The organism is Candidatus Peregrinibacteria bacterium (assembly GCA_030700255.1).
In the GTDB taxonomy this organism is placed as follows: domain Bacteria; phylum Patescibacteriota; class Gracilibacteria; order UBA1369; family JABINC01; genus JABINC01.
This window is the reverse complement of sequence record JAUYJN010000021.1, coordinates 1-26,871: the sequence shown is the minus strand read 5'-3', so window position 1 is coordinate 26,871 and position 26,871 is coordinate 1. Positions and strand designations below refer to the sequence as shown.

20 protein-coding genes and 1 tRNA gene are annotated in these 26,871 nt (G+C 38.8%); 11 read left to right on the top strand and 10 right to left on the bottom strand.

Annotated elements, in window-relative coordinates:
* Positions 1-861 (top strand): hypothetical protein (locus tag Q8P68_02735; protein ID MDP4008085.1); only part of this gene is annotated, 861 nt, incomplete at its 5' end.
* A 79-nt stretch (positions 862-940) separates the two neighbouring features.
* Here the strand turns inward: Q8P68_02735 and ppdK are convergent.
* The 7 genes from ppdK to dnaJ all read right to left on the bottom strand — a co-directional run bounded on the left by ppdK (position 941) and on the right by dnaJ (position 9,426).
* Entirely contained in the window at positions 941-3,547 is a 2,607-nt protein-coding gene (gene ppdK, locus Q8P68_02730) for a pyruvate, phosphate dikinase (GenBank protein ID MDP4008084.1), read from the bottom strand.
* A gap of 276 nt (positions 3,548-3,823) precedes the next feature.
* Positions 3,824-4,420, bottom strand: coding sequence for a hypothetical protein (locus tag Q8P68_02725; protein ID MDP4008083.1), 597 nt, complete (start codon positions 4,418-4,420; stop codon positions 3,824-3,826).
* Between the two features lie 121 nt (positions 4,421-4,541).
* Positions 4,542-5,516, bottom strand: coding sequence for a calcium/sodium antiporter (locus Q8P68_02720; GenBank protein ID MDP4008082.1), 975 nt, complete (start codon positions 5,514-5,516; stop codon positions 4,542-4,544).
* A gap of 29 nt (positions 5,517-5,545) precedes the next feature.
* Positions 5,546-5,621 (bottom strand) — tRNA-Lys (locus Q8P68_02715).
* Positions 5,622-5,712: 91 nt separating this feature from the next.
* Positions 5,713-6,279 (bottom strand): hypothetical protein, encoded by a 567-nt coding sequence (locus Q8P68_02710; protein ID MDP4008081.1) that lies wholly within the window; start codon positions 6,277-6,279, stop codon positions 5,713-5,715.
* Positions 6,280-6,674: 395 nt separating this feature from the next.
* Entirely contained in the window at positions 6,675-8,126 is a 1,452-nt protein-coding gene (locus tag Q8P68_02705; GenBank protein ID MDP4008080.1) for an ATP-binding protein, read from the bottom strand.
* A gap of 163 nt (positions 8,127-8,289) precedes the next feature.
* Entirely contained in the window at positions 8,290-9,426 is a 1,137-nt protein-coding gene (dnaJ, locus tag Q8P68_02700) for a molecular chaperone DnaJ (protein ID MDP4008079.1), read from the bottom strand.
* Positions 9,427-10,292: 866 nt separating this feature from the next.
* On the opposite strand from dnaJ, the gene Q8P68_02695 reads away from it, so the two are divergent.
* From Q8P68_02695 to Q8P68_02660, 8 genes are all read left to right on the top strand, one after another.
* Positions 10,293-14,174 carry an S-layer homology domain-containing protein gene (locus Q8P68_02695; GenBank protein MDP4008078.1) on the top strand — a complete coding sequence of 1,294 codons (3,882 nt, stop codon included), beginning with the start codon at positions 10,293-10,295 and terminating at the stop codon, positions 14,172-14,174.
* A 654-nt stretch (positions 14,175-14,828) separates the two neighbouring features.
* Positions 14,829-15,512, top strand: coding sequence for a DUF4956 domain-containing protein (locus Q8P68_02690; protein MDP4008077.1), 684 nt, complete (start codon positions 14,829-14,831; stop codon positions 15,510-15,512).
* A gap of 45 nt (positions 15,513-15,557) precedes the next feature.
* Entirely contained in the window at positions 15,558-16,346 is a 789-nt protein-coding gene (locus Q8P68_02685; GenBank protein MDP4008076.1) for a polyphosphate polymerase domain-containing protein, read from the top strand.
* A 123-nt stretch (positions 16,347-16,469) separates the two neighbouring features.
* Complete coding sequence (rfbB, locus tag Q8P68_02680; protein MDP4008075.1) at positions 16,470-17,471, top strand: dTDP-glucose 4,6-dehydratase; 1,002 nt, start codon at positions 16,470-16,472, stop codon at positions 17,469-17,471.
* A 66-nt stretch (positions 17,472-17,537) separates the two neighbouring features.
* A complete protein-coding gene (locus Q8P68_02675; GenBank protein MDP4008074.1) occupies positions 17,538-18,275 on the top strand; it encodes a sugar phosphate nucleotidyltransferase in 738 nt (245 codons plus the stop codon).
* A complete protein-coding gene (locus tag Q8P68_02670) occupies positions 18,272-19,129 on the top strand; it encodes a decaprenyl-phosphate phosphoribosyltransferase (GenBank protein ID MDP4008073.1) in 858 nt (285 codons plus the stop codon). Before Q8P68_02675 ends, Q8P68_02670 begins: the two co-directional genes overlap by 4 nt.
* A gap of 12 nt (positions 19,130-19,141) precedes the next feature.
* A complete protein-coding gene (locus Q8P68_02665; protein MDP4008072.1) occupies positions 19,142-19,660 on the top strand; it encodes a hypothetical protein in 519 nt (172 codons plus the stop codon).
* Positions 19,661-19,664: 4 nt separating this feature from the next.
* Positions 19,665-20,018, top strand: a complete 354-nt coding sequence (locus Q8P68_02660; GenBank protein ID MDP4008071.1) for an SMR family transporter — start codon at positions 19,665-19,667, stop codon at positions 20,016-20,018.
* Here the strand turns inward: Q8P68_02660 and Q8P68_02655 are convergent.
* A complete protein-coding gene (locus tag Q8P68_02655; protein ID MDP4008070.1) occupies positions 20,015-21,040 on the bottom strand; it encodes an HD domain-containing protein in 1,026 nt (341 codons plus the stop codon). The genes Q8P68_02660 and Q8P68_02655 overlap by 4 nt on opposite strands.
* A gap of 151 nt (positions 21,041-21,191) precedes the next feature.
* Here Q8P68_02655 and Q8P68_02650 point away from each other — a divergent pair, with 151 nt between their 5' ends.
* On the top strand, positions 21,192-22,241 hold the full coding sequence (locus Q8P68_02650; GenBank protein ID MDP4008069.1) for an NAD-dependent epimerase/dehydratase family protein: 1,050 nt from the start codon (positions 21,192-21,194) through the stop codon (positions 22,239-22,241).
* A gap of 8 nt (positions 22,242-22,249) precedes the next feature.
* Here the strand turns inward: Q8P68_02650 and Q8P68_02645 are convergent, their stop codons facing one another.
* Both Q8P68_02645 and Q8P68_02640 read right to left on the bottom strand, forming a co-directional pair.
* Positions 22,250-23,632: a UDP-glucose/GDP-mannose dehydrogenase family protein gene (locus Q8P68_02645; protein ID MDP4008068.1), complete on the bottom strand. Its 1,383-nt coding sequence runs from the start codon at positions 23,630-23,632 to the stop codon at positions 22,250-22,252.
* A 22-nt stretch (positions 23,633-23,654) separates the two neighbouring features.
* Positions 23,655-24,632, bottom strand: a complete 978-nt coding sequence (locus tag Q8P68_02640) for a GDP-mannose 4,6-dehydratase (protein ID MDP4008067.1) — start codon at positions 24,630-24,632, stop codon at positions 23,655-23,657.
* A gap of 621 nt (positions 24,633-25,253) precedes the next feature.
* Between Q8P68_02640 and Q8P68_02635 the strand changes: the two genes are divergently transcribed.
* The gene (locus tag Q8P68_02635; GenBank protein ID MDP4008066.1) at positions 25,254-26,693 is read left to right on the top strand and encodes a hypothetical protein; all 1,440 of its coding nucleotides are present in this window, start codon (positions 25,254-25,256) and stop codon (positions 26,691-26,693) included.
* Positions 26,694-26,871: the final 178 nt, after the last annotated feature.

Sequence of the window (26,871 nt, the reverse complement as noted above, 5' to 3'; positions counted from 1 at the left end):
AAAAAAGGATTTGAGACAGTAGTTGAGTTCGGGGCGAAGCTCGCAGGGCTGAGCAAACTCCAAGTACAACGTGCAATTCAAATAGACAGGAAGCTTGAAGATGAAAATCTCTCTGAGCTTCGCACTTCATTTATCAGAGGAGAAATCAGTATGCACAAAATAGCTCGTATAGTTTCAATTGCTGAAACCGACAATGAGGAAATTTTGGTATATGCGGTGAAGAATTTGTCAAAAGGAGCTATCGAAACTTTGATAAAAGACGAGCGACGCCTCGCGATTGAAGACAAGTCATTGAGTGGAAACTTTGAGAAGAGTTGTTTGAATATCGATTTGAAAAGTGTGCCCGGGCACACTTTTACCCTCGATAAGCCGCAGGGACAAGCCAATTTGGATTTTAAAAATCAGACTGAAATAATCGATGATAAAATAAATTCGAAGGATGTTTCGAGGCTTGATTTTCAACTGAGTGAAAATGTTGTCCAAAAACTTAACGAACTTAACGCGAAAGGTTTTGATGTGAACGAGATTTTGGAAAAGATGCTGGATGAGCGACGTGAAAAGGCTAAGGAGAGAGAGAATATGATAGCTAATGAGGTAGTAATGGATGAACAGGCGAAGAGAACTGATGGGAAAGAAGTCGGGAGAAATATTCCTGCGAAAGTGAAGCGAGTTATCAGCGAGCGAGCTGGTACAAAATGTGAAGTTTCGGGATGCATGCGAGACGCGAAAAATATGCATCATACGATACGATTTGGCCTTCGCCAGAGTCATGATCCGAGATATCTTATGCAACTTTGCAAAGAGCATCATGAACTTACTCATGTGCTGGATGAAAAATATTTGGAGAAAAGGCGAGCTTGAGAATCAGTGTTGAATCGATGGGTTTGGGGAAGATTGTGAGGTTTGTATTGTGAAGGTCAAAGTGGGTGTTCGCGAAATATTATTCTCTAGATCTTATAGCGGCTTGAGCGGCTGAAAGGATTGCGACTGGCACGCGATATGGAGAGCAGCTTACATAGTCGAGTCCCAGCTCATGGCAAAACGCTACAGATTTAGGTTCTCCGCCGTGTTCGCCACAAATACCTATCTCGATACTAGGGTTTGATTTACGACCCTCTAAAACGGTCATTTTCATCAATTTACCAACTCCCTTGATATCGATAGTTGAAGTTGGGTCGGCCTCGAAGATTTTTTTGTCGAGGTAATGGTTCAAAAATTTACCGGCATCATCACGGCTAAGTCCGAATGTAGTTTGGGTTAAGTCATTGGTTCCAAATGAAAGGAAGTCAGCTTCCGCCGCAATTTCATCTGCGGTTAAACATGCTCGAGGTACTTCTACCATAGTTCCAATTTTGTATTTGAATTTAATCATCGGTGCCAAATCTTTGATTACAGCATTGATTGACGCTTTAACTTCTATAAGTTCAGTTACGCTACCGATAAGCGGTACTTCGATCTCAGGGTGAACTTCGACGCCTTCTTCATGACATTCTATAGCCGCCCCAATAATTGCAAGCACTTGCATTTGGTAGATAGCGGGAAACGTGATTCCAAGCCTACATCCACGATGTCCAAGCATAGGATTTACTTCGTGAAGTTGTGTGATTAGATTCCGTAATTCTTCTTTTGCAATTGTCATACTGGCTGCAACTTCAGCGATTTTTTCTTCCGTACTTGGTAAAAATTCATGTAGTGGTGGGTCGAGTAGGCGTACAGTTACAGGTAGTCCGTCCATCACTTTGAAAATATCTATAAAGTCTTGTTTTTGCATAGGCAGGAGCTCTTTTAAAGCAATCTCCCTCTCTGCGTCTGTATTTGCAAGAATCATTTTTCGGACACTCATTATGCGATCATCCTCGAAGAACATGTGCTCAGTTCTACATAACCCAACGCCTTCTGCGCCGTAACCTAGAGCGATTTTGCAATCAGGCCCTGTGTCAGCATTTGTGCGAACCTGCATGGTTTTAAATTCTTTTGCATAGTCCATGACAGTCTTGAACGACCCATCAAGTGTAGGTTTTTCCATCGGTACCGCACCGAGAATTACTTCACCTGTAGAACCATCCAAAGTTATAGTATCACCTTCATTTATGATAAGGTCACCGATAACTATTTTTTTGTCATTTTCCATTACTTTGATTTCGGCGCACCCGGCGACGCATGGCTTCCCCATACCTCTACAAACAACAGCTGCATGTGAAGTCATACCACCTGTAGAAGTCAAAACACCTTGCGCGGCATGCATACCTTGGATATCTTCAGGGCTTGTTTCTCTTCGAACTAAAATCACTTTCAAATCTTGATTCTCTGTTTTTTCAACAGCATCTTCAGAGTCAAAAACAACAACTCCGCAGGCGGCCCCCGGTGAAGCAGGAAGCCCTTTTGCTATGACTTCAAATGAGACTGATTTATCAATAGACGGATGTAGTAATGTATTTATCATATTTGGATCCTGCCTCATCACGGCATCTTCTTTTGAGATCAAACCTTCATTTACCATGTCAACAGCGATTCTTAGAGCCGCCTGTGCAGTCCTCTTACCGGTTCTGGTTTGCAAAAAATACAATTTTCCTTCTTCGATAGTAAACTCGATATCTTGCATGTCGTGATAATGTTGTTCTAAACGATCTTTTATATCTATTAGCTCAGCATAAACTTCAGGCATCACCTCTTTTAATTGCTCAATTTTTTGTGGAGTTCTAATACCGGCAACTACATCTTCACCTTGTGCATTCATCAAAAATTCACCATAAAATTTCTTTTCTCCGGTAGATGGGTTTCTTGTAAAAGCAACTCCGGTACCGGATGTGTCTCCTTTGTTTCCGTACACCATAGATTGAACATTTACAGCCGTCCCTATGTGATCCGGAATAGAGTTAATCTTTCTGTATGCGATTGCCCGACCACTATTCCATGAATTAAAAACAGCTTCGATAGCCTTTGAAAGTTGCTTAATCGGTTCAGTTGGAAAAGGCTCACCGGTCTCTTGTAAAACAATTTCTTTGTAAAAAACGACGAGCCCTTTTAGATCTTCAGCTGATAGCTCGGTGTCGCTCCCGACCCCTCGCTCCTCTTTTAGCGCTTCCAGCGCATGCTCAAACTTTGAATGTTCCAATCCAAGCACGACATTTGAAAACATTTGTATGAACCTTCTATATGAATCATACGCGAATCTCGGATTTCCGGTTTGATTAATCAAACCTTGAATAGTCTCATCATTAAGCCCCAAATTAAGAACAGTATCCATCATTCCCGGCATAGAAATCCTCGCCCCTGAACGCACAGAAACAAGCAATGGATTTTCATTATCACCGAATTTCTTACCCATATTTGATTCAACTTCTGCAAGCATCTCCGCCATTTCCTCGTGAAATCCTTCCGGATATGCGTCTTTTTCAAGGAAAAAATTACACGTTTCAGTAGTTATGGTAAATCCGTCAGGGACAGGTAGATTGAGGCGTTTCATTTCAGCTAGATTCGCTCCCTTCCCGCCTAACAAATCTTTCATTTCTTTTGATCCTTCTGCGAATGAATAAATATACTTCATTTCCGTATTTAAATTAGATGTTATTTGATTTGATAAATCGTTCCCGACCTTCCCAATATCAGCCAGCTCTGCATTTATACTCAAATTAAGCTCTCTTTTCACAGAGCTTATCTTTTCTCTTTCTTGAAATTTCTCCTTGATAGTTTGTAAAATGCCCATTTTGAGAGGATTAAACGGATACTGTCAGGTGGTCAGCCTATAAAATAGCAACTCCGGAATAATTCGCAATGGAAAATCACTAAAAAAACCAGCTCTTTTTCGCGAAGCCTAAATCTTCTACCATATTTTCTTCCACCAAGGTCTTTTCGGAGCTTCTAGGCGTTTAATCCGCTCCTCCAAGATTAGAGTTCTTTTTTGGAATTGTTCAACCAAGGCAAAAAGACGATCTTTATCCTCTTGGTGTTGATTCATCATTTGTTGCAATATAGCGGTAAATTGCAAAGCTTCTTTTGAGGCTCTGTTTGAATTGTTGTTTGTAACTTCTCCCTCAACTTCTTCAGAAGAATTGCTTTCAGCTTCCAAGGTTTCTTCTATACTTATGCCCTCAAACACAGCCTCAGCAGCTTCTACAGGGATCGCCATATCTTCAAGTATGGATTTTTTTTGACGTTTTGATCGGACGACGTCAGGTTCTATGCCAAGCTCAAAAATATCATTATCTTTTGAAGTTTTTTTGTTAGTTTCTTTCACTTCTTCGATAGTAAGCCCGAAGCATTTTATCAAGCTATCCTTATTAATTTCATAATTAAATCCTTGTGGAGTACGCTTCCTTTTACATTTAATTTTATTCGTCTTGATAAGTCGACGAATAGTTTGAGTTGATTTTTGACTCAATTTTGAAGCTTCTTGGATAGTGAGTATCTGAGCGACCATATGTGTTTTTATTTATGGGGTTCGATTAATCAGCCTGACTAATCGAACGTTCAGGGTCTATTTATAGATAACACGTCTTGATTAATCAAGGGGAATTTTTGCGTAGATAAGTAACTTGATATTAAATTAACCCGATAGCAGCGGCCACGAAGGCTCCGTATAGCACGAGTAGCCCCCAGCCCTCCCAGAACCTAACCTTGTTATCGAGAGTTGTGAACATGCAAGCTAGTGATGCGACGATGAAAAAAGGTATACCGATTCTTAAACTTAAATCAGATACTGTAAGTGTGGTGAAGAAGCTAGGTACAGAGCTGACAAGCAAAACATTGAAAATATTTGATCCGAACGCATTTCCAATTGCGATAGCATGATTGCCTTTTAAGGCCGCTACGACAGACACAACTATCTCAGGTAACGATGTTCCGAGCGCAACGATAATTAATGTTAACAAGCTTGAATCCCAATGTAGTAATTCTGAGATTCTCAACACTGCGTCCACGGTACCTTTACCTCCTACAAATATAAATCCTGCGGAAAGAACGATAAGAGTTATTAGTAGTCCGGTTGACTCCTTCCTATGGAAGTGAAAGATTCGCAACATGCGCGGCTCAGGGTCTATCTCTTTAGCGATTCGCTCCTCTTCACCGAGTGTGTACAATAAGAATATTATTGCAAGTGCACTTGAGATAATCCCATCTTTCCATGTGAAATCCCCATCCATAATAAGTAGAATAAATAACGAGCTCGCTATAAATAAAAAGGGGAGGTCTACATCTATCAGCACTTTTGATATATTAAGGCCTTTTACAATTATTGCAGATAGTCCAATGACCAGTAATGCATTCGCAATATTTGAACCGATAATATTGTCTATAGCAAACGCCGCGAGCTCGGGCTCTCCACTAAGGGAGGCGATCAAGGATGTGATCATTTCCGGCATAGAAGTCCCAACACTTACTATTGTCGCACCGATAATAAATGGACTTAGCCCGATGTTCTTACCAAGCCTTTCCGCATATTCAGTAAAAGCATCTGAGGATTTTACGAGTACCCCAAGGCTTAGAAACAGTCCTCCGAACCAAAGTAGTATTTCCATTTTATTTTTGTATTAAGCAAGTGACAAAATGGTGGGTTGACCGGGATTCGAACCCGGGACCAGCGGCTTAAAAGGCCGTTGCTCTACCGACTGAGCTATCAACCCACGAATGTAGTAAGCCACGCTAAGGCGACGATAAAACGCTTTGACATTTTATGCATATTCATTCGAAATGCAAGCTTAATTCAGATGGGTATTAAATCTCGTCCGCGGTACCTCGAATCAAGCTAAATATAAAGAATGTTAATGCGGGGAGGGAGAACCACCAGTTATAATGGTCTACCATAAGCCCAACAAGTTGTGATTGGTTACGGATTTCCGCTATGGTAGAGGCATCGACGACAGGCCCTCCAACTATCAAAGAGTATCCGGAAACGAACATCAAAATCGTGCTAACTATCAATCCGGCGCTCATAACTCCAAATAAGAAAGTAGTGACCAATTTAACAAAGCCTCTTTCTTCAGGCATATCTATAGAAAAACCTCCTCTTACGGTAAGAAATACAATCGTAAAAACGAATAAAAGCACTTTTCCGATCACAAAAATATCCTCTCCGGCATATCGAATCAATATATCCAAAAGTGGACTTTTACCACTTAAATGAGATTCTACTAAGTTCCCAATACCATCTGAAAAAAGAATCGCCAGGTATGCGCATAGCACAACTTTGATAGTTTGATTTTTGCCAACTATAAAACTGTAAGCCACGATTATGGCGAAGAAAATTGTTATAAATAAGTCCCAAGATAATACTAATTCCATGCTATTTTATTTGTGTTTTACATCTTGTGTTATGGTATTACAAACTAAGCGGAAGTGCAAACTTATTAACGGGGAGCTTCACCACTTTTGTATCCGGAGTGTATACTGCCAATTGTTAAATTTTTTAAGTCTAGAGTCAAAATATGTTTTTATTATTTATAATATATGATTTACCTTCAAATGTTACTCTTAAGAGTAAAACTGCTCACCCTTTGCCAAAAATACGGTACTTAAGGCGACTCCTCTGGCGCAGGAAATTTCTCGGGCTTTTGCCGGAAGTGAATGAACGCCACCCAAAACACCTATCAATCAAATGGCCGTCAAATAAGATTTAACCTTAAATAAGCCGTTTTTTATCGAAATATCAACTATTGATCAATTAGTAATCAAATGAACTATCCCCAATATGGGATGTATTTTTTGTATCTATTTGATTTGTTATCTGGATCAAATACTTTAATCCATCCTTTTTCAATAGTTCGTTTGATGATTCTAGACGCTATAGCCTTATTTTTATCTTCTATTCCAAGTCTTTTACAAAGTGATGCGTTTGTTAAAGATTCTTGGTTAATTACATGCTGTATACAGCTGTGAAAATAGCATGCTCTGCATTGTTCTTCTTTTGTTAATTTTGATAGTTCTTTTTGAGAGTAAATAGTTACTCTAAGTCCATCATTTTTTTGATCTTCAATGTTTGGCGGTGGCAATTGAGATAGTTCTATTGCAAACATAGCTCTATCGACACCACTCCCACGTTTTTCACATATTTTCATTCTACGTAGCATATCACTTAGTTTCTCATTTCTTGATTTTGGTGGATGATCTATAAAACGGTCCGTTGGTATTAAAGCCTTTCCTGGATTTGATATTTCAATTCTATTTTCGAATATTTCAACTAAGGGAGTAGAACCGGTTACCAAAAAATCTTGATGTACCAATGCGTTTGCAACGAATTCACGGATTGCATTTGGTGGATATGAAACTTTACTGCTACGTAGTCCTCCTTCAATTTTTTCTGGTTCGGGGATTTGGCTTTGTATGTAGGAAATAATATCTCCGAATCCTACGGCGTATCCTCTATTAAATGTTTCATCTTTTATTGCGTGAAGTTTATTTGTTCCTTTGTAGCTTATAATACGTACCGCCTTACTTCTTAATTTCGGGAAATTTTCAAGATTTCGAGCCAGTAGGATGCCACCTAGGTTCGTAATGTTAAGCTTGCCCTTCTTTTTCGCAAGGAACTCTTCTTGAAGTAACTTTTCAATAATCCCAGTTTGATTTTTTGGCCTAGTTTCCCCAGTTAACCGAAAATATTGGTCAAATTCTAGTAGTTCGATAGCATCTGATTCGGAAACATTCTCTTTTGCTAATTTGTCTTCAAATGGAGTTCGTCGCTCCCATATAATAGCTTCTTTTTCTGGGAATTCATCTAGTGCCTTTGTACTACTACTTATTCGTATCCATGCTTTATTATTGAATTTCACAGGACCGGCAAATGCTGGTTGGATGAAAAATATCACTACTCTCCCATCTGGATGTTCAATTTCTTGAATTTTGAAATCAATTTTGGGCTTTAGGTTTCTGTGTAGCCATGGTTCAAGGTCTTCAGCTCCCTTACCCTTTGTTGTTCTCGGTTCATATTTCGTTCCAATAACTTTGTGTGTTTTATTTTCTATTCCAAATACTAAATACGCTTCACTTCTTTGGTGTAAGCAAGCTGAATTTGCAAGTGCAGAAATATACTCACCTATTTTTCCTGGAGGTTGATGATTAGACTTGAATTCTACCCATTCGGTTTCTGAAGGCAACCTTCTAAGTTCGTTGATTTGTTTTATTGCCTCTTCCATTTGCTTACTTTAATTGTTTTTAGTATATAGTTTTTTGTTGTTAATTAAACTGTTTTTTCCGTTTGGGGCGAAGGGCAGAGGGCAGGTGACAAAACCGCGCCCAAAAAGCAGACCTCGCTATTTGAAAAACGGTGAAGCTCTAATATTAACTCAGCATTTGAGATTAGTTGAAAAACCCTTTTTTGCCTTTTAGGTCCATGCCACTTTCTTTTGCGAGCTCTTCGTAGAGTTCTTTTTCTTTTTTAGAAAGTTTTTTTGGAATTTCGACTTCTACTTCTATGTATTGATCGCCTCTCCTCGTTGTGGCTGGTTTCGTGAATCCATATTCACTTAATTTGAATATTTGTCCGCTTTGAGTACCGGTTGGAATATTTAATTTAACATTACCATATATTGTTTTTACATTGATTTTATCTCCGAGAACCGCTTGAAGTAAGCTGACCCCTTCAGCCGTATGTACATCACTTCCATTTCTTTTAAAATGAGAATCTTCTTTAATGCGGATATGTATAAATAATTCCCCGCTAGGACCTCCATTGATGCCACCTTCACCTTTTTCGGATACACGAACGGTTGAGCCATTATCAACTCCGGCAGGAATTTTTATTGATAATTTTTCAGTTTTCTTGACTCGACTTGCTCCATTGCACGTTTGGCAAACCTTTTCAGGGATCTCTCCCGCGCCATGACAGGCATCGCAGGCAGCGACCGTGCTTATGTTACCAAGCATAGTACGTTGCATTTTTCGCACTTGGCCTGATCCGTGGCATTGCGAACACTGTTGCATCTTTGAACCATTCGCCACTCTTTTACCTTTACACGTTTCGCACACTACCGGTTTTTCAATCTCCACATCTCTAGATGTTCCGTTGACAGCTTCCATAAAATCAAGGTTCACCAATGCTTCTATGTCACCACCTCTCATAGGGGCGTTTCCACCTCGAGCCGACCTTCCACCCGTATTGCCACCGAAAAACGATTCAAAGACGTCAGCGAAGCCTCCGAGATCTGAAAAATCAAATCCCTGGCTGAAATTCGCACCATTACCTCTGGTCCCGCTAAATCCACCTCCACCACCACTATTCCCGGAGGAACTTCCGAACATATCATATTGTTGGCGTTTTTGTTTGTCAGAGAGTGTCTCATAAGCTTCGGTCGCCTCTTTAAACTTAGTTTCGGAAGCCTTATCTCCGGGATTTTTATCCGGATGATTCTTTTGTGCGAGCTTACGGTAGGCTTTTTTTATTTCATCATCAGATGAACTCTTATCGACTCCTAATATTTTGTAATAGTCTTGCAAGTAGTTAGTATGAATTAGATAATAAAGTGTTTTAAAGCCAAAAAATTGTAAGAGATGGTGGCTTAAAACACAAGTATATTTAAGCTGAAAAATGATCAGAACGTCAAGTTAAACGCATGATGAGGCGAAAATACCTTTGTAGTAGCGGACTTGTGCGCTTTGACTACTCGGGAAATTCGCACAAAATCAGTGTTGATTACTCGTTTTTGCGAGTGATTAATCAAGACGTTCGACGTGTAATCAAAATTTGGTAAAAACGTATAGGTGGTATTTTTATTTGTATAAGCCGAATTATACGATTTGATTACTCGAATTTTCCGCGTAAAAACATCGATTTTTCAACCAACGATACTTCGGGTATACATTTTTAAAAATTGATTAATCGACTAGTAAAATTCGTAGCTAATCGCCTAGTACATTGTCTTTATTTCAAGCCCTTTTCCGCAATTCGATTATACATAAAAAAAAGTGTAAAATTTGATTTGTCAAAAAAAAGTGGCCTAGACATAATCTGATTAATCGGAAAAGGGCTTGATTTCGATATAAAACTTATATAACCTTCTTGAGGTATCTCTATAAATTGAGTAGAAATAGCTAAAGTAAAACAAAAAGTCGAAAAAAAGTTGTAACACTTTTGATGATATACCGTTTTATAAAGCTGAACACGCGATGCGCGTAAGCTTGCATTGCGCCAAATGGGTAAATACCTTATCCGGTACGGCTGAATAATGAAATTTTCGAACGCTTAATAAAGCATTTCTCAGATCTTTTACAACTTGGCAGACGAATAAGAGCCCTATACCTTATTATTATATATACATTTTTTATATTCCTTTATTCCTAAATTATTTCTTAACCCAAATTTTATGGGTTCACTACGCAAACTTATTGCTAGCGTTAGTGTTTTCGCCTTGATCTTCACGATCACGGGACTGAACACTATTGTAAACGCGGCGATAGATGTTCCGGGTAGCGCTTACTTTTTTGAAGCACATACTTGGGCAGTGGCAGAAGGCATCGTTGATGATGCGGACTATTTCCGTCCTTCGGACAACATGAACAGAGCTGAGATGGCCAAAATGGTCGTTGAAGGTCTAGGTGTTGCTATGGACACAACAGGAGGTCCATCTTTCTTGGACGTTTCTGAGAGTGAGTGGTACTACGACGACGTAGAAACTGGTGTCGCTAACGGTCTGTTCTCTGGTTATACAGATGCGGACGGTATGGCTACTGGTTACTATGGTCCCGGTGACTACACAACTCGTGCAGCAGTCGCTAAAGTTCTTATGCTTGCATACGGATTTGAAATGGCTGAATGTGCAACTACATTCTCCGATGTAGACTACAGTGCATGGTACGGTCCATACATGGACTCCGCTTGTCACTACGGTATCCTTACACAAGGACGACCCGGTGATCTGGTAAACCGTGCTGAGTTCGTTACTATGCTTAACCGCGCGGCTACTTATGAGCCGGGTGACGAAGTTGTAGACGATGATGATGAGGAAGATGATGAAGTGGTAGTTGTACCACCATCAAGCGGAACCGTTATGGTTTCGGTAGCTCCATCTACTCCGGCAGCAAATATTATTCCTGCTGACGCTGCTTCCGTTACATTCGCAACTCTTGCATTTACTGCACTTGGAGACGACGTAACTGTAAACGGTGTTACTCTATGGAGAGACGGTCTGGGTTCTACTAGCGACTTCTCTGAAGTATGGCTTTCTGTAGACGGATTCAAGCTTGGTTCTGAAAGATCTCTAAACTCTGATGGTAATGCGGTTGTAAATCTTGGAAGAGATTACATCAGCATCCCTGAGGGACAAACTGTACTTGTAGATGTTAAGGCATCTATGGGAACTTCAGTTGGAGCTAACAGAACTAACAGACTTGGTACACGTACAGCAGCTGATGTTGATACAAACGCAGCTTCTGTTTCCGGAAGCTTCGGACTCTACGGTAATTACATGACTACTTCTTCATACACTGTTGGTACGGTTGGATTCCAACGTCAAGGATCAGCTACAACTGTTGACGTAGGAGATACTCAAGTTATTATCGGTGAATTCCAAATTGACAACAACAGTTCAAGTAACGAAGATTTCGTTCTTTCTACTATCGACCTTGAAATCAATGGTTCCGCTAACTTCGACAATATTGCGAACGCAGCAATTTACTACCTTGGTGAAAAGGTTTCTGACACACTTTCTCCTATTGACGATCATTTGAGATTCACATTCCTTGATGGAGGTTACCTTCTAGGGGATGGAGACAACGAGAAATTCCAAGTGAAAGCTGATATCGTAGGTGGTGACGACGCTGACACTATTTATCTTCAATTAAGTGAAGATAATGACTTTACGGTTTTCGTTGCAACTACCGCTTACAACTACGCTGTTGATGTAGCTAGAACTAGCCCAACAACAGGAGTACTTCGAACTTATACAATAGACGCAGGTGCACTTACACTTGCTCGTCATACATCCAGTCCATCTGCAACTGAAATTACAGATGATATCGATGGTGTAACATTCTTAGTTGCTCAAGTAACTGTTCAACAAGACGTTAAGGTAAAAGCTACCAGAGTTTATCTGGATGCTGATATCGACACTCTTGCTAACGGTACTACGGCTGCAGTCGAATGTAGCGGCTCAGGAACCACTGCAACTATCGATAGTAGTACTAGCGTCGATAGTACTACTGAAGAAACTCTTACTACAACAATCGCAGCTAAGATCGATGATGTTAAAGTTTGGGATGGTGCTCGTCTTGCAGCAGGTGGAGCTAACACTCTAGCTGATGTAGGTACTGTAGCATTCGCTTCCGGTGTCTGTGGAGTTGCTAACGCTTACTACACATTCAGTGATAACTATGACCTGGACGCCGGTCTTCACTTATTATCTGTAACAGCTGACGTAAGTTCTTACGCATCTGCCGCTGAAACATTCTCTCTTTCACTTGATAACACTCCATCAGGATGGTTATCAGCTGAATACATTGTTTCCGGTGATGACGTAGCGACTGGAGATATAAATGGTTCCGCTACAGGTTCTATATTTACAGTTGAAGCATCTACTCTTACTCTTTCTCGTCAAGATGGTTACCCTACCGACAGCACTTCGGGTAATCCTGCCAATGACGGCAATGACATAGTTAAAGGTTCTACCGATATAGTGCTACTAACGTTCAAGGCTGAGAACAACAACGCCGGAGACGTTACAATCACTGACATGGACATTACTGAGCAATACGCTTCTACAAACGTAGACGGAGCTCTAGTTACCGGTCTTGGTATCTACGAATCAGGAACTGACAACCTAGTTGTTAGTGCGCTTAAAGATCTTGGATCAGCCGCTTCAACGGTGAGTAGCAGTATCGCTCAATTCGACGGTATCAACTACGTTGTTCCAAGTGGTGGATTCGCATTGTTTGACGTTAGAGGTTCAATTTCTACTTCATGGGATGTTGCGACAGATCTTGATCTATTCTTGACTGGATTCGCAGCTGATGACGTAAACAATAACTCAGCAACTATCGTATACCCAGATTACGCTTCCGGTTCTACTACTGCTGACCTGTTGGCATTCGCATCATTTGATGTAAATGACAGTGCCAATCTTACAATCGCATTTGATGCACGTGTTGACAGTGATTACACTGATCTTCAAGTTCCAACAGGACAATGTACGGACGGTTCATGTGCTGCTCTTGTAGCTCAACTTGAATTCCATCCAACATTTGATGATGTCATTCTTAAGAAGTTAGTTCTTAATAACGATGACAATACTACTGACTACTCTCAAAGATTTGGAACATTCTTCCTGGTTGATGAGGCTACAGGTGACGTTATCGACACTGGTTCTCTAAGTGATGATGGTACAAACGATGGTACGGTAACATTCAATGGATTCTCTTACAGACTTCCAAAGGATGCTTACTACAACCTAAATGTACTTGCTGAAATCAATAGCATTACTTATGTGTCACAAACAGGAGCATCTTTGAATTTGTTCTTGTACGATTCAGCTACGACCGACACTACTACAGCTGCTCGTCTACAAGTAACTTCTGAAGCTACCGGTACAGATTTGGACGTTACAGATACGGACATTCTTACTAATAGCGCCGATGATACTGATGCTTACCAACAAACTCATATTGCACGTAAAACAGTTCCTTACGTTACGTACAACAATGATGAGTTGTTATCTACTTCTGTATCAAGTAACGAAACAGGTAAACCTGTGTACAAATTCACTATCTCTGCAGATGATGCGGGAGATATAGAATGGACACAGCTTACATTTAATGCAGTTGAATCTGACGGTACCGCAACAGGTATCTCTACAAGCAACTTCCTACTTTACGTAGAGGGTCAGTCTTCAGCTCTTAATAGTGCCGCTAGTCTTGCTTCCGGCGAAGTGGTTATTGACGCGACTCAAGTTCAGTCAGTACCTGCCGGAGACTCTGTTACTTATGTACTTAAGACAGATATAGCGATCACTGGTACAGCTTCTCAAGCTCTATCAATTGAATTGACTGCTGAGGATGACGATGACGTGTTTACAAACACAGAAACTACTCTTGGAGCAGGTACTATATGTGCTTCAGAGACTGAAACTTGTGATTTCGTATGGTCTGATAGATCAGCTCAGTCTCATACAACCTCTACTGCTGACTGGACAACCGGATACCAAGTTGACGATTTCGATATCGATATTGTTAACATTACTTTCCAAGGTTATTAAGTCCGCAGATTAGTCTAATCACTTAAAGTGATTACAGTCTAAAATTAGAAAGCTCCTCCCGAGAAATCGGGAGGGGCTTTTTTTTGTTATTATAATTCATCTTACAGTCCCTCATTTCACCACTATAGACACAATTCATCTCACAGTCCCTCATTTTACCACTATAGACACAATTCATCTTACAGTCCCCATCAGTACCCCTTTGTAAGCCTTTCCGTCTACCGTCTTTTTCCACCTGTTTCCTGACTTTCAAAAGTGTTCACGTGGGCAAAAAACGTACGAAATAACGTACAAAAAGTGTGCACGTGAGCAAGAAACGTACGGAAAAGCGTACAAAAAGTGTTCACGTGAGTAAGAAACGTACGGAAAAGCGTACAAAAAGTGTTCACGTGAGTAAAAAACGTACGGAATAACGTACAAAAAGTGTTCACGTGCACACTTTTAGCCTCGTGTAATGGCGGAGGGAAGCCATTCTGTTCTGAAAAATCAATCTGTTACATAGACCATTTGGGTTAGTTGATATTTTGTCATATTTATTCTATCTCAAGTGGTCGGTTTTATTTTAGAACCTGCACCAAATAGAAATGTCTTGTTATGAGGTTTTAAAAGTATTAAAATTCACGAGAATTTATTTAAATTATAAACAAAAAACATATGGAATTTTTAGACTTGTTCGCAGGGTCAAAAACAATGCTTTCCGGGGGGGAAATACTATTCAATTTTGGGTTCGCATTTGTACTTATGCTCGCATTGGCACTTACATACAAATCAACACACAAAGGATTGTCTTATTCTCAATCATTCGTGAGTGCTATAGTTTTGATAGGACTAATCACTACCGCCGCAATGATGATAATTGGTAGTAATGTAGTGAGTGCAGTCGCTTTGCTCGGGGCATTTTCTATCATTAGATTTAGGACTCCGGTAAAGGATGTTCGCGATATAAGTTTTATATTTTTGAGTTTAGTTGTTGGTATGGGGGTTGGTACCGAAAATCATCAAATAGCACTTATAACTACAGTTGTGATGATGATTATCGTATTCATTTTTCATTACACAAATTTCGGATCAATTCGAAAGTATGGATATATACTTACTTTTAATTTTGATAGTAAAAAAGGAAAAGATAATGCATTCAAAGCGGTATTTGATAAATACCTCCGGACAAAAACTCTACTCCATGTAAATGCTGTGAAAGATGGGCATACACTTGATTTTACATTTAATGTGAATTTGAAAAACAATAATGATTCTGACAAATTTGTAGATGAATTGAGCAAGGTTATAGGAATAGAAGATGTAGACTTTCTTACAGCGAAGAACGACATAGAATACTAATAATTTAGGTATTATTTGCCGATTTAAGCCACTTAATTTGATTTAATGAGCCATCATTCCACCACAGAACGGATCGAAAAGCCTCACAAGGGAGAGTCAAAGCTTCATTTCCAGCGGTATGAATTTAAGTATCATATACCAATTCATCTTGCTGACAAAATTTTGCCGGGGCTTCTGAATTATATGGATTTTGATGAACATATTGAAACGGGCCAAAACTTCTATGATGTACATTCAGTGTATTTGGATAGTCCGAATTTCAAGAATTATCATGAGAAGATTGAGGGTGAGCTTTTTCGTAAAAAACTGAGGGTAAGAACTTATTCAAAAGATCCAAAGAAAGATACAAATGTATTTGTTGAGATTAAAAGGAAATACGATGCGGTTATAATCAAAGATAGAACGGTCATGACTTTGGAGGCGGCGACGTCGCTTTGTCATGGCAAGATAGATTATGATTTGTTAAGAAGTGAAAATCACGCGGTAATAGATGAGTTTTTGCAGGATAAAATGATGTACGCGATGAGGCCTAAAGTTCTGGTATCATATAAACGTAAACCACTGGTCAGTCGTAATGGAATGAATTTACGAGTTACTTTTGACTATGATATAGAAGCTCTAAGGGTTTCAAATGTTGATTTTTCAAAAGCGACAAAGCCTATATTCCCGGGGATGTGCGTACTTGAAATTAAGTTCAACGATATGCTGCCATACTGGCTTCATAGTGTGATACAAAATTACAAACTGGAGGCATGGCCTTATTCCAAATATTGCTTTGGAGTAGAAAATTCTTATTTGATTGAGAGAATGATGAATCCTTCTTCAGAAGGTTAATCTTTCTTGCAAAATGCAGTTAAAAATATATAATCGAGCATGGCAAAGTGTGAAAACTTACTTTGCCAAATAAGGCGCGTAAAGCGCAACTGATGGCTTCAGAGGCTGATTAATTTTATATTTATGAGAAAAGTATTGATTACAGGTGGGGCCGGGTTTATAGGTGCGAATTTCGTGCATTATTATTATGCCACTCATCCGGAGGATGAGCTTGTAGTGTTGGATAAACTGACATATTGTGGGAATTTGGAAAATTTGAAGGAGCTGGAGGGGAGGATGCGATATAGATTTGTTAAAGGTGATATAGCGGATAAAGATTTTGTATTTGATTTATTCAAACAGGAGAAATTTGATTTGGTTGTAAATTTCGCTGCGGAGACGCATGTTGATAATAGTATCGAAGAGCCGGCGGTTTTTATAGAGACGAATATTGTTGGGACGCATAATCTGCTTATGGCTTGTAAAGATTTTGGCGATGCGGACAGCGCCGGTATGATTCGTTTTCATCAGGTATCGACTGACGAAGTTTTTGGAGATTTGGGTGATACGCAAGGGACGTATTTTAACGAGGAAACTCCATACGAGCCCTCCTCCCCATATTCCGCGTCAAAAGCCTCGGCAGATATGCTTTGCAGGGCGTATTTCAGGACGTATGGGCTGCCTATGACTATAAGCAACTGCTCAAATAACTATGGGGCATATCAGTATCCTGAGAAATTGATTCCATTTTTCTTTATGTTGGCAAAGGAGGGCAAATCGCTCCCTGTTTATGGAGATGGTAAGCAGGTGAGAGATTGGTTGTATGTAGAGGATCACTGTCGTGCCATTGATTTGATTCTAGAAAAAGGTAAACTTGGGGAAACTTATTGCATTGGTGGGAATAATGAGAAACAAAATTTAGAAATTGTAAAAGAGATAGTGAAATACACAGGAGGCTCTGAAGATTTGATAACTTACGTCACTGACCGCAAAGGACACGATCGCAGATATGCCATAGATGCTTCAAAAATTCGGAACGAACTTGGTTTTAGCCCATCCATTACTTTCGAGGAAGGTATGAAAAAAACACTTGATTGGTATGAGGCGAATGAGAGGTGGATGGAGAATTTAAGAGAGAATGAGTAACTAGGATTGAAAAACATCTGAAACTATAATAGTCTTCATAAGGATTACCTTTAATACAACATTGTGATAAAAGGAGTGATACTTGCGGGTGGATCGGGAACCAGGCTTAGGCCGATTACAAAGGTGACAAGCAAACAGCTTTTGCCACTTTACAATAAACCGATGATTTATTTCCCAATTCAAACTCTGCTTGATGCCGGGGTAAAAGATATTTTGATAATTGTTTCACCGGAGCATGCAGGGGATTTTATCAACTCGCTTGGGAGTGGAAGAGAATTTGGTGAGAAGGTGAGTTTCTCATATGAAGTACAAGATAAACCGCTCGGCCTCGCCCATGGCCTCGGCCTCGCTCGCAATTTCGCCAAAGGCTCAAAATGCGCACTGATTCTTGGTGATAACCTCTTTATCGATTCATTTAAGGCTGAATTTGAAAACTTTGAAAAGTCCGGAAAAGGAGTGATGATTTTTGCAAAAGAAGTGAAAGACGCAGGTCGTTTCGGAGTGATCGAATTCGATGAAAATATGAATGCTATTTCAATTGAAGAAAAACCGGAAAACCCAAAGTCGAATTTCGCACAGACGGGGCTCTATCTTTATGACGAAAATGTCTTTGATTATATAGACCAAATCACACCGTCAAAGCGTGGTGAATTGGAAATTACAGATTTACACACAATATATCTGGAAAAAGGTCGGCTAAAAGCCGGAATAGTTGAAGGCGGCTGGTATGATACGGGGACATTTGAAAGTATGTTTGAGGCTACTAAAATTGTGAGAGAAATTGAAATTAATAATAAGAAATGATTTTTAAAACCTTTTTTAAACAAATCCGCATTAGCCACTGGATCAAAAATCTTCTTGTTTTTGCTCCGTTATTTTTCGGAGGGCACGTCCTTCGTGTAGATGAGCTTGGATCAACAGCCATGCTCTTTGCAGCGTTTTGTATGCTTGCAAGTAGCATCTATATTTTTAACGATATTCTTGATAGAGAGAGCGATGCGCTCCATCCGAAGAAAAAACACAGGCCTATTGCATCCGGAGCTATGAGTATCAAAACAGGTATTTTTATAATGATAATCTTCCTTGTCATAGCCATGCTTCTTGCTAGTCAGTTTAATTTTAAAGCGAATCTTCTTCTTTCTTTGTACTTTATTCTTAACCTTGGCTATTCGATGGTGCTCAAGCATATACCGATAGTTGATATATTTCTTATCGCAGCTATGTATTTGCTACGTATCAAGGCAGGTGGAGAACTTATCGATGTTTATGTCTCAGAATGGTTGATTTTGGTTACATTATTCCTCGCATTGTTCTTGGTAATAGGGAAAAGACGCGCTGAAATCACATCAAAAACAGCTGAAAAAACCAGAGAAGTACTCAAAGGATATACCAAGGAATTTCTCGATTATTTGTTATTGGTAGTGGTATCCGGCGTTATGCTCACATATAGCCTTTATGCTGTTTCTACAGAAATTCCTTATCTTATGTATTCAACATTTATCGTATTTTTTGGAATGTTTAGGTATATGTATGTGGTATATATTTTGGGTGGAGGAGAGGCTCCGGAAAAAGTTTTGTATCAAGATATTTGGATTTTACTTACAGTCATAGCATGGGCTTTGTACATGTTTTTCGTCTTTTATAACGCACTTTTTTAAAATTTATTTATCGTGCCACAGTATTTTGAAAATCTTGACATTGCGGGCATCAAAGATGCTTTGATTTTTCTGGATATAGATGGGACTCTTGTCGCGGACAATGAGTCACATCCTGTGGACCTTGTTTTAAAAAAAATTAAAGAACTTGAAAAGCAAAACGTAGTTTGGCTTTGTTCGAATAGTTGGAATGTTATGCGTAATGAAAGAATTCATGGGATTACAAATTTACCAATTATAAAAGGCCACAGAAAACCAAGTAAAAAAATACTTGATTACGCACTGCGTGAGGGAAGCGAACTTGCAGATGCGAATAAAGGGCGAAGCAACCATAAAGTAAAAAAAGAAGACCTAAAAAGGCAAATAATTGTAATAGGTGATAAGATTCTTACTGATGGTTTTTTTGCATATCGTACCGATGGAAAATTCATCAAGGTAAAAAGAAAAATGGGAAAACATAGATTCATCGTTAAGGTATACAATTCAGTCGATGACATCGCATATATAATTTTAAAACATTTTATTAAAAAATAATCACATGGGATACATATTTTTGATAACGGCGATGGTGCTCAATGCAATTGCGAACATCATGATGAAAATCGGATCAGGCAATTTAAATTACTTTACTGAATATGGAATAATTCAGGGTCTTTTAAAAAACTACATTCTTATAATTGGAGTGTTTTTATTTGCATTGAATGTGATGTTTTACGTATTGGCACTTTCAAAAATCAACCTCTCAATAGGTTATCCGATCATGGCTATCGGCGGACTTTCCATCATCACGATCGTTTCATACTTTTTCTTAAAAGAAGCCATCAGCCCCCTACAATTAGTCGGATTACTTCTGATCTTAGTTGGGATTATCTGTCTGACTATTAAGTTTTAGCTCGCATCCGGTTCGGCAGTTTTTAATTTTTCAAAATAAGGTTGGAATTTTGCGTGTGCGGCACTAAGGAGTTCTTCAAATTGACGTTCGGCTTCAGCTTTTGTTGAAGGATCCTCACTTGTAAGCATGGCGAACATCTTTTTGCGAGTTCGAAATACTTCTCCAAATAGTGCTTCAGCTTCAGGTATGATTTCACCATCCGCACCTTTCATACGCATCTCGACAAATTTCCAAAATCCATTCATGGTTTGAAGCCAGTGCGTCATGTTTCTCGGCCATTTCGCTTGTGGTTTCTCTGCAAAAAGTACCTTCATGGTTCGGTCTAGAAATTCTACTTCATCTTCCATAAGAGCTCCATCCCCCAGATCAATTATCGACATCAATCGTTCTTCATGCGTCTGTGGAGGGAATTTTTCTTCATCGGGTATTGCATTAGGTTGTCGCTCATCAAAAGTAGTTGCAAGAATCAGGGATTGGAAATGGAGTCTTTGTCGTATAGAAAACCCCTCTTTTTTTAATATGGGGTCAGCGAGGAAAACGGCTTGTTGCTCATTGCTACGACCATCATCGATCGTGAGTTTCTCTCCGGTTTCAGGATCAAATTGACGAAGTGTGCGTCCGCAGTGCCCGAGATCATGAGCAACCGCCGCAAGTATAAAAATCTGTGCATCAGCATCATTGATTGGATTTGCTCTTCGTTTTAAAATACCTACAACGTTTTTTGCTAACGCTGTAACACCACTTGAGTGCTCTATGTCGTGATACGGATGCTCGCCTTCGACACCGTATAAGTTGTATTGATAAGTGAGTAAGTCTGCAGCGAGCTTATATAAATCACTATTAGAAAGCACCTTATCATTTTTTTGAGTGCATATTTGATCGTACATCTCTTGTGTGAGCGTGCCGTCAAACTCAGGTGATATTGCAAGAATATCTTCTTGCAGAGCAGGTGAAGTCACAACTCGCATGTTTGGGCTGAGAGATTCATTTCTTTCTTGTTGTTTTCCCTCTTCAGTTTCCATGAATTAAATTAAACAAGAGAGAAGTCTACACGCATAAAAAAATAATTGCAACAGTTCTTACACATTGGTCAAATTACAATGTCTTATAACTTTACAATCATAACTTCATCTTCTAGAATTCACGCGCAAATTTGAATATAAAAACATATATATGAATACTGAGAAAAAGAAATATTTGGTTACCGGAGGCTCCGGTTTTCTTGGCATCAATCTTATTCGATTTTTAATGGCAAAAGGACACACTGTCCGTTCGCTTGATAAAGAGCCTTTTGATTATCCTGAGAAAGATCAAATAGATCATGTGCTTGGTGATATTCGAGATCCTGAAATGATGGATCGCGTTACCGAGGGTATGGATATCGTGATTCATTGTGCCGCGGCACTCCCGCTTTATACTCCTGAAGAAATTTATTCGACAGATATAGAGGGTGCAAGAATAGTTATAGAGATGGCGCACAAACACAAAGTAGATCGTGTGGTTCATATCTCATCGACTGCCGTTTATGGTATCCCGGATCATCATCCTTTAGTTGAAACAGATCAACTTATTGGAGTTGGTCCATATGGTGAGGCAAAGGTAAAAGCAGAGGAAATATGTGAAGAATTTAGAGCAAAGGGCATGTGTATTTCGATAGTTCGACCGAAGTCATTTATCGGGCCGGAGAGGCTTGGAGTTTTTGCCTTATTTTATGATTGGGCAAAAGATGGTCATGGCTTCCCAATGATCGGGAGTGGGAATAATCGTTATCAGTTACTCGATGTTGAAGATTTGTGTGATGCAATTTACCTGTGTGCGACCAAAGATAAAAATATAGTAAATGATACTTTTAATATAGGTGCAAAAGATTTTACAACTATGAAAGAAGACTACCAGGTGGTCTTGGACAAAGCCGGATTCGGTAAAAAAATAAAAGGTTTCCCAGCAGCTCCAATGATTTGGACGCTTCGAATTTTGGAAAAAATGAAAATTTCCCCACTGTACAAATGGGTCTATGAAACAGCTTGTGAAGATTCATTTGTATCTATCGAAAAAGCAGAAAGCATACTTGATTGGCATCCAAAATATTCTAACAAAGATGCGCTACTTAGGAATTACGCATGGTACTTGGATAATTTAAAGGAGTTCGAAGGGAGAGAAGGGGTTTCGCACAGAGTTCCATGGAAGCAGGGGATTCTCGGTCTCGCAAAAATATTCTTCTAACACGAATCCTATTTCCTACCCATATTTTTAAGCGTAAATCCATGTTTCTCGAGGGCATTTTTGGTATAAATGTTTCGTAGGTCTACAAAACATTTATTGCGCATGAGGGCTCCGAGCGAGGCGAAGTCGAGCGAGGTAAAATCCCCCCACTCGGTTGCAAGGATAATAAGGTCTGCATTTGTTGCAGCTTTCACGATTTGTTCTTGAATATTTCCATCAGTGAATCCATGTAGTTTATCTAATTCTTTTTTATTCCCACGTATTCTTTTTGGTAAAAATTTCTCACGATGAATTTCTTCATCTATGCTTACGATAGGGTCGATTATATGTATTTCCTTTGCGCCATTTTTTAATAAAATATCTATCAATTTAAATGTTTGAGATTCTCTGGTGTCGTCAGTATTAGGTTTGAAACTTAGTCCTAGCATTACAATCTTGGCATCTTTGAAGTTAACATTCGCCTCTTTTAGGATTTTTTTAATCTTTGAAAAAGATTTTTCTATCTGTCTTTCATTTATTTTTTCAGTTTGCTCAAGGAGATTGAGTCGAGCGTTTTGCTGCTTACCGAGCGCTATCAATGCCCTGACATCTTTTGGAAAACAAGATCCGCCAAAACCAAGCCCGGCGTTCAAAAACGCATCCTTCCCTATTCTTTCATCAAGCTTCATACCACGCGCGACCTCAGTTACATCAACTCCAACTTTTTCACACAAATGAGAGAGCTCATTGATAAAAGAAATCTGAGTGGCAAGAATAGAATTAGATGCATACTTGATCATTTCCGCACTTCGCAAATCAGTGATGATATATTCGGCATGTGAATTTACAACATCTTTGTATAGATCTTTAAGTGTTGCGACAGCTTTTTCATGGCCGGTATCGGCACCGATTACAATCCTATAAGGGTGAAAAAAATCATAAATCGCTTTACCTTCCCTCAGGAATTCCGGACATGAAATTACAGAAACTTTTTTATCTGTTTCTTTTTGAATTACTTTTTCTACCTTGTGGCCGGTGCCGACAGGCACCGTGCTTTTATTTACAATTATTGCATCGATTTTAAGATTCTCACCAATCTCTTTTGCCGCAGCAAATACGTATTTCAAATCAGCCTCTCCGCTTGGCTTGGATGGAGTATGCACAGCTATATATATTAGGTCAGCCCCCTCCAGACCCTCCGCATATGAAGTTGTGAATTTAAGTCTGCTCTTGTTTTTCGCAATAAGCTCCGGAAGTCCTGGCTCAAAAATAGGTGATTCACCGTTTTTTAATTTTTTAATTTTTTCTTCACTTATGTCGACACATGTTACGTTGTTGCCGAGCTCAGCGAGGCAAACACCGGTAACCAGACCTATGTAGCCGGTGCCAATAATTGTTATGTTTTTTGTCATTACTTGAACTATTTAATACAAATTACCAATTTTCGAGTGTCTTTTTAAGGCCATCATTCAAGCCTATGCCAGGATGGAAATCAAGTACGCTTTCAGCTTTGCCTATATCGGGTTTTCTCATTTTCGGATCATCTTTTGGTAAATCCATTTCAATAGTATTTAGAGTTGCTCCGGTTATTTCTATAAGAATTTTTGCTAATCCCAGTATTGTATTTCCATTTGGATTCCCAAGGTTGAAGACTCTTTCATCAGCTGTGCCAGCCATTTGCTCAAAATTATGCCCCATCAATTTCATGAGTCCATCGAGCATATCATCTATATAACAAAACGAACGAATTTGTGATCCATCACCATAAATTGTGAGAGATTTACCATGTTTAATCTGTTCAATAAAATTTGGAATTACGCGGCCATCATCTTTTCTCATGTATGGACCATACGTATTAAAAATTCGTGCGATTCTAAAATCCACATTATGTTTTGCGCAAAAATGGACAATATAACTTTCAGAAAATCTTTTACCTTCATCATAGCAACTCCGCGGACCGAGAGTATTTACATTCCCAAGATAACTCTCTCTCTGAGGATGTTCTAGCGGATCTCCATATACCTCAGAAGTGGAAGTATAGAGAAATCGAGCTCCGGTTTTTTCAGCAATCTTTAATATATGCATAGTGCCATTTGCACATGTCTCAAGTATCTCAACTCCGAATTTTTCAAAATCAATTGGCGATGCGGGACATGCCAGATGATATATTTGGTCGAGTTTTCCTTCCGGAATTTTATCCATTACAAAATCAATAATCTTTTCATCAGAAACATCAAATTCATGAAATTCAAAATGCCCTTCAGTTTTTAAGGCACTTAGTCTATCGATATTAGCTTTTGATCCAGATATGAAATTATCTATTCCAATAACGGTGTCCCCATTGAGAAGAAGTCTTTCAGCAAGGTTGCTCCCTATAAAACCGGCTACTCCGGTAATTAACGTAATGTTCATAAATTTTCTTTCTTTTAAATAAAGCAGCCTCAAATTTACAACGTAAACTTACTGAAATCATTTCAATTCCGCAAACAAAAACTTTACAATTATAATGGCTTATCTTAAGATTCCACCATGGAAATTCAACATAAAGAGCGGAAACTCAATTACTTATTATTTTTTTTGATATTAGTATTTGTGATCGTTCTTATAAAATCTGCATGGATGGGAGATGACGCGTTTATTACCATGCGTACGATAGATAATTTTGTAAATGGATATGGTTTGAGGTGGGATCTCTTAGAGAGAGTTCAGACGTTTACCCACCCGCTTTGGTTATTCCTTATTACGTAATTTTATTTTTTCACAAGAGAGCCTTATTTTACGACGCTTGGTATTTCATTCGTTGTTTCGTTGATAACCGTATATTTATTGGTTTTTAAGGTTGCAAAAACACAGTATACGGCAATCGTGGCATTGGCTGTTTTGATTTCCTCAAAAGGATTTATGGAGTACGCAGTGTCTGGCTTGGAAAATCCGCTGACTTATTTATTGATTACGGTGTTTTGTATGATTTATTTGCAGAACAAAAGGACGCATAAATGGCTTTTTTGGTTATCATTTATTGTGGCGTTAAGTATGTTAAATAGGTTAGATACGTTACTTTTATATGCCCCAGCCTTACTGTATGCACTATGGCTCACTTCAGATAAAAAGAAAGCTATAAAATATATAGCATTTGGAGCACTCCCGATTATAATTTGGGAAATATTTTCATTATTGTATTATGGATATCTTATACCAAACACGGCCTATGCGAAATTATCTACAGGAATTAGTGTCTTCGCATATATAGAACAAGGTATATATTATTTTGTAGACAGTATTTCTACGGACCCGGTAACTCTACTTGCCGTGATAATCGCAACTATACTTACTGTAAGGGCTAAAGAAAAACGATATTTAGCACTTGTAGCAGGTATGCTTTTATACGTTTTATATATTTTAAAAATAGGTGGGGATTTTATGAGCGGAAGATTTTTTACAGCTCCATTTATACTTGCAGTGGTCACAATGAGTAGCATGATAAGTATGAAGAAAAAGGCAGCATACATATGCGTTATTGGGCTATGTATATATGGATTATTAAATCCACTTTCCCCTATAAGAAATAATATTGATTGTGAAAATATAAAAGAAGAATTAATCGCAAAGAATCCGAGATATTATAACTATGGAATAACTGATGAAAGGTGGTTCTATTATTGTAAGGATGGTCTTATGAGTTGGTTCGATGGAGTCGATATGTCTGTTGAGAAAAAACAAAAATCAGAGGATATAGTTTATCAAATATCGGCAAACATCGGCAAGTATGGGTATTATGCTGCCTCCAATGAGCATCTTATTGATGTCTTTGCATTAGCGGATCCGTTATTATCACATATAAACATTATCGAAAAAAGAGGGCTAAATAAAACAATTTATGGATGGAGAATCGGACATTTTTATAGGCCTTTACCTTTTGGTTATGTGGAGACTCTCAAGGGTGGAGTGAATGTTATTCAAAGTGAGAAAATAGCTAAGTTATATGATGTTGTGACTATTATTACACGTGGGAATATTTTTTCCGTTGAACGGCTTAAAGCAATTTTGAATATGAACTTGGGTAGATATGATGAATATTCAGATTTTTCTGGTGACGTAGCATTTACAGATATAGATGAGATAGGCGCTAGAAGCGCTTTTGACTCTCCATTCAGTAGTCGCGAGGATAGGTGGTATTATGCAGAGACGGTCATAGTCGATTTACATGGTAAACAATTTGTAAAAAGCATGGATGTAAGTCTGAATTCAAGTGATAATTATGAAATAACTTATATGAATGGAGACGAGGATTTGGCCTCCATGGTTGTAAAAGATTTACCAAACCCACATAATACTGATGGGCTGACTCCATATACATTTGATGTTCCTGAACAGATACTGTCGACAGGATTTGATAAATTGAGAATTGCACATACCAATGGTCCAACTGGTTTTTATCTGGGACGTGTAGTTTTGAATCAAGACAGTCAATAAACTAGATATACGCAACTTGATGAAACTTGATGACGGTTCTTTAAACAAATTGGGCAATCAAAAGTATGTTTGAGAGCATGTAGATGCTGAAATCTAAAAAATCCAAACGTGCGAAAACAAATTTAATGAATTTTGGTTATGTGAAAGTGTGCACGTGAACAGATTTTGTACGTTATCT

Coding starts and splice junctions, on each gene's coding strand:
- ppdK (MDP4008084.1), bottom strand. CDS start 3,547: ATGAAGTATATTTATTCATTCGCAGAAGGATCAAAAGAAATGAAAGAT.
- Q8P68_02725 (MDP4008083.1), bottom strand. CDS start 4,420: ATGGTCGCTCAGATACTCACTATCCAAGAAGCTTCAAAATTGAGTCAA.
- Q8P68_02720 (MDP4008082.1), bottom strand. CDS start 5,516: ATGGAAATACTACTTTGGTTCGGAGGACTGTTTCTAAGCCTTGGGGTA.
- Q8P68_02710 (MDP4008081.1), bottom strand. CDS start 6,279: ATGGAATTAGTATTATCTTGGGACTTATTTATAACAATTTTCTTCGCC.
- Q8P68_02705 (MDP4008080.1), bottom strand. CDS start 8,126: ATGGAAGAGGCAATAAAACAAATCAACGAACTTAGAAGGTTGCCTTCA.
- Q8P68_02695 (MDP4008078.1), top strand. CDS start 10,293: ATGGGTTCACTACGCAAACTTATTGCTAGCGTTAGTGTTTTCGCCTTG.
- Q8P68_02690 (MDP4008077.1), top strand. CDS start 14,829: ATGGAATTTTTAGACTTGTTCGCAGGGTCAAAAACAATGCTTTCCGGG.
- Q8P68_02685 (MDP4008076.1), top strand. CDS start 15,558: ATGAGCCATCATTCCACCACAGAACGGATCGAAAAGCCTCACAAGGGA.
- rfbB (MDP4008075.1), top strand. CDS start 16,470: ATGAGAAAAGTATTGATTACAGGTGGGGCCGGGTTTATAGGTGCGAAT.
- Q8P68_02670 (MDP4008073.1), top strand. CDS start 18,272: ATGATTTTTAAAACCTTTTTTAAACAAATCCGCATTAGCCACTGGATC.
- Q8P68_02660 (MDP4008071.1), top strand. CDS start 19,665: ATGGGATACATATTTTTGATAACGGCGATGGTGCTCAATGCAATTGCG.
- Q8P68_02655 (MDP4008070.1), bottom strand. CDS start 21,040: ATGGAAACTGAAGAGGGAAAACAACAAGAAAGAAATGAATCTCTCAGC.
- Q8P68_02650 (MDP4008069.1), top strand. CDS start 21,192: ATGAATACTGAGAAAAAGAAATATTTGGTTACCGGAGGCTCCGGTTTT.
- Q8P68_02645 (MDP4008068.1), bottom strand. CDS start 23,632: ATGACAAAAAACATAACAATTATTGGCACCGGCTACATAGGTCTGGTT.
- Q8P68_02640 (MDP4008067.1), bottom strand. CDS start 24,632: ATGAACATTACGTTAATTACCGGAGTAGCCGGTTTTATAGGGAGCAAC.
- Q8P68_02635 (MDP4008066.1), top strand. CDS start 25,254: ATGTTAAATAGGTTAGATACGTTACTTTTATATGCCCCAGCCTTACTG.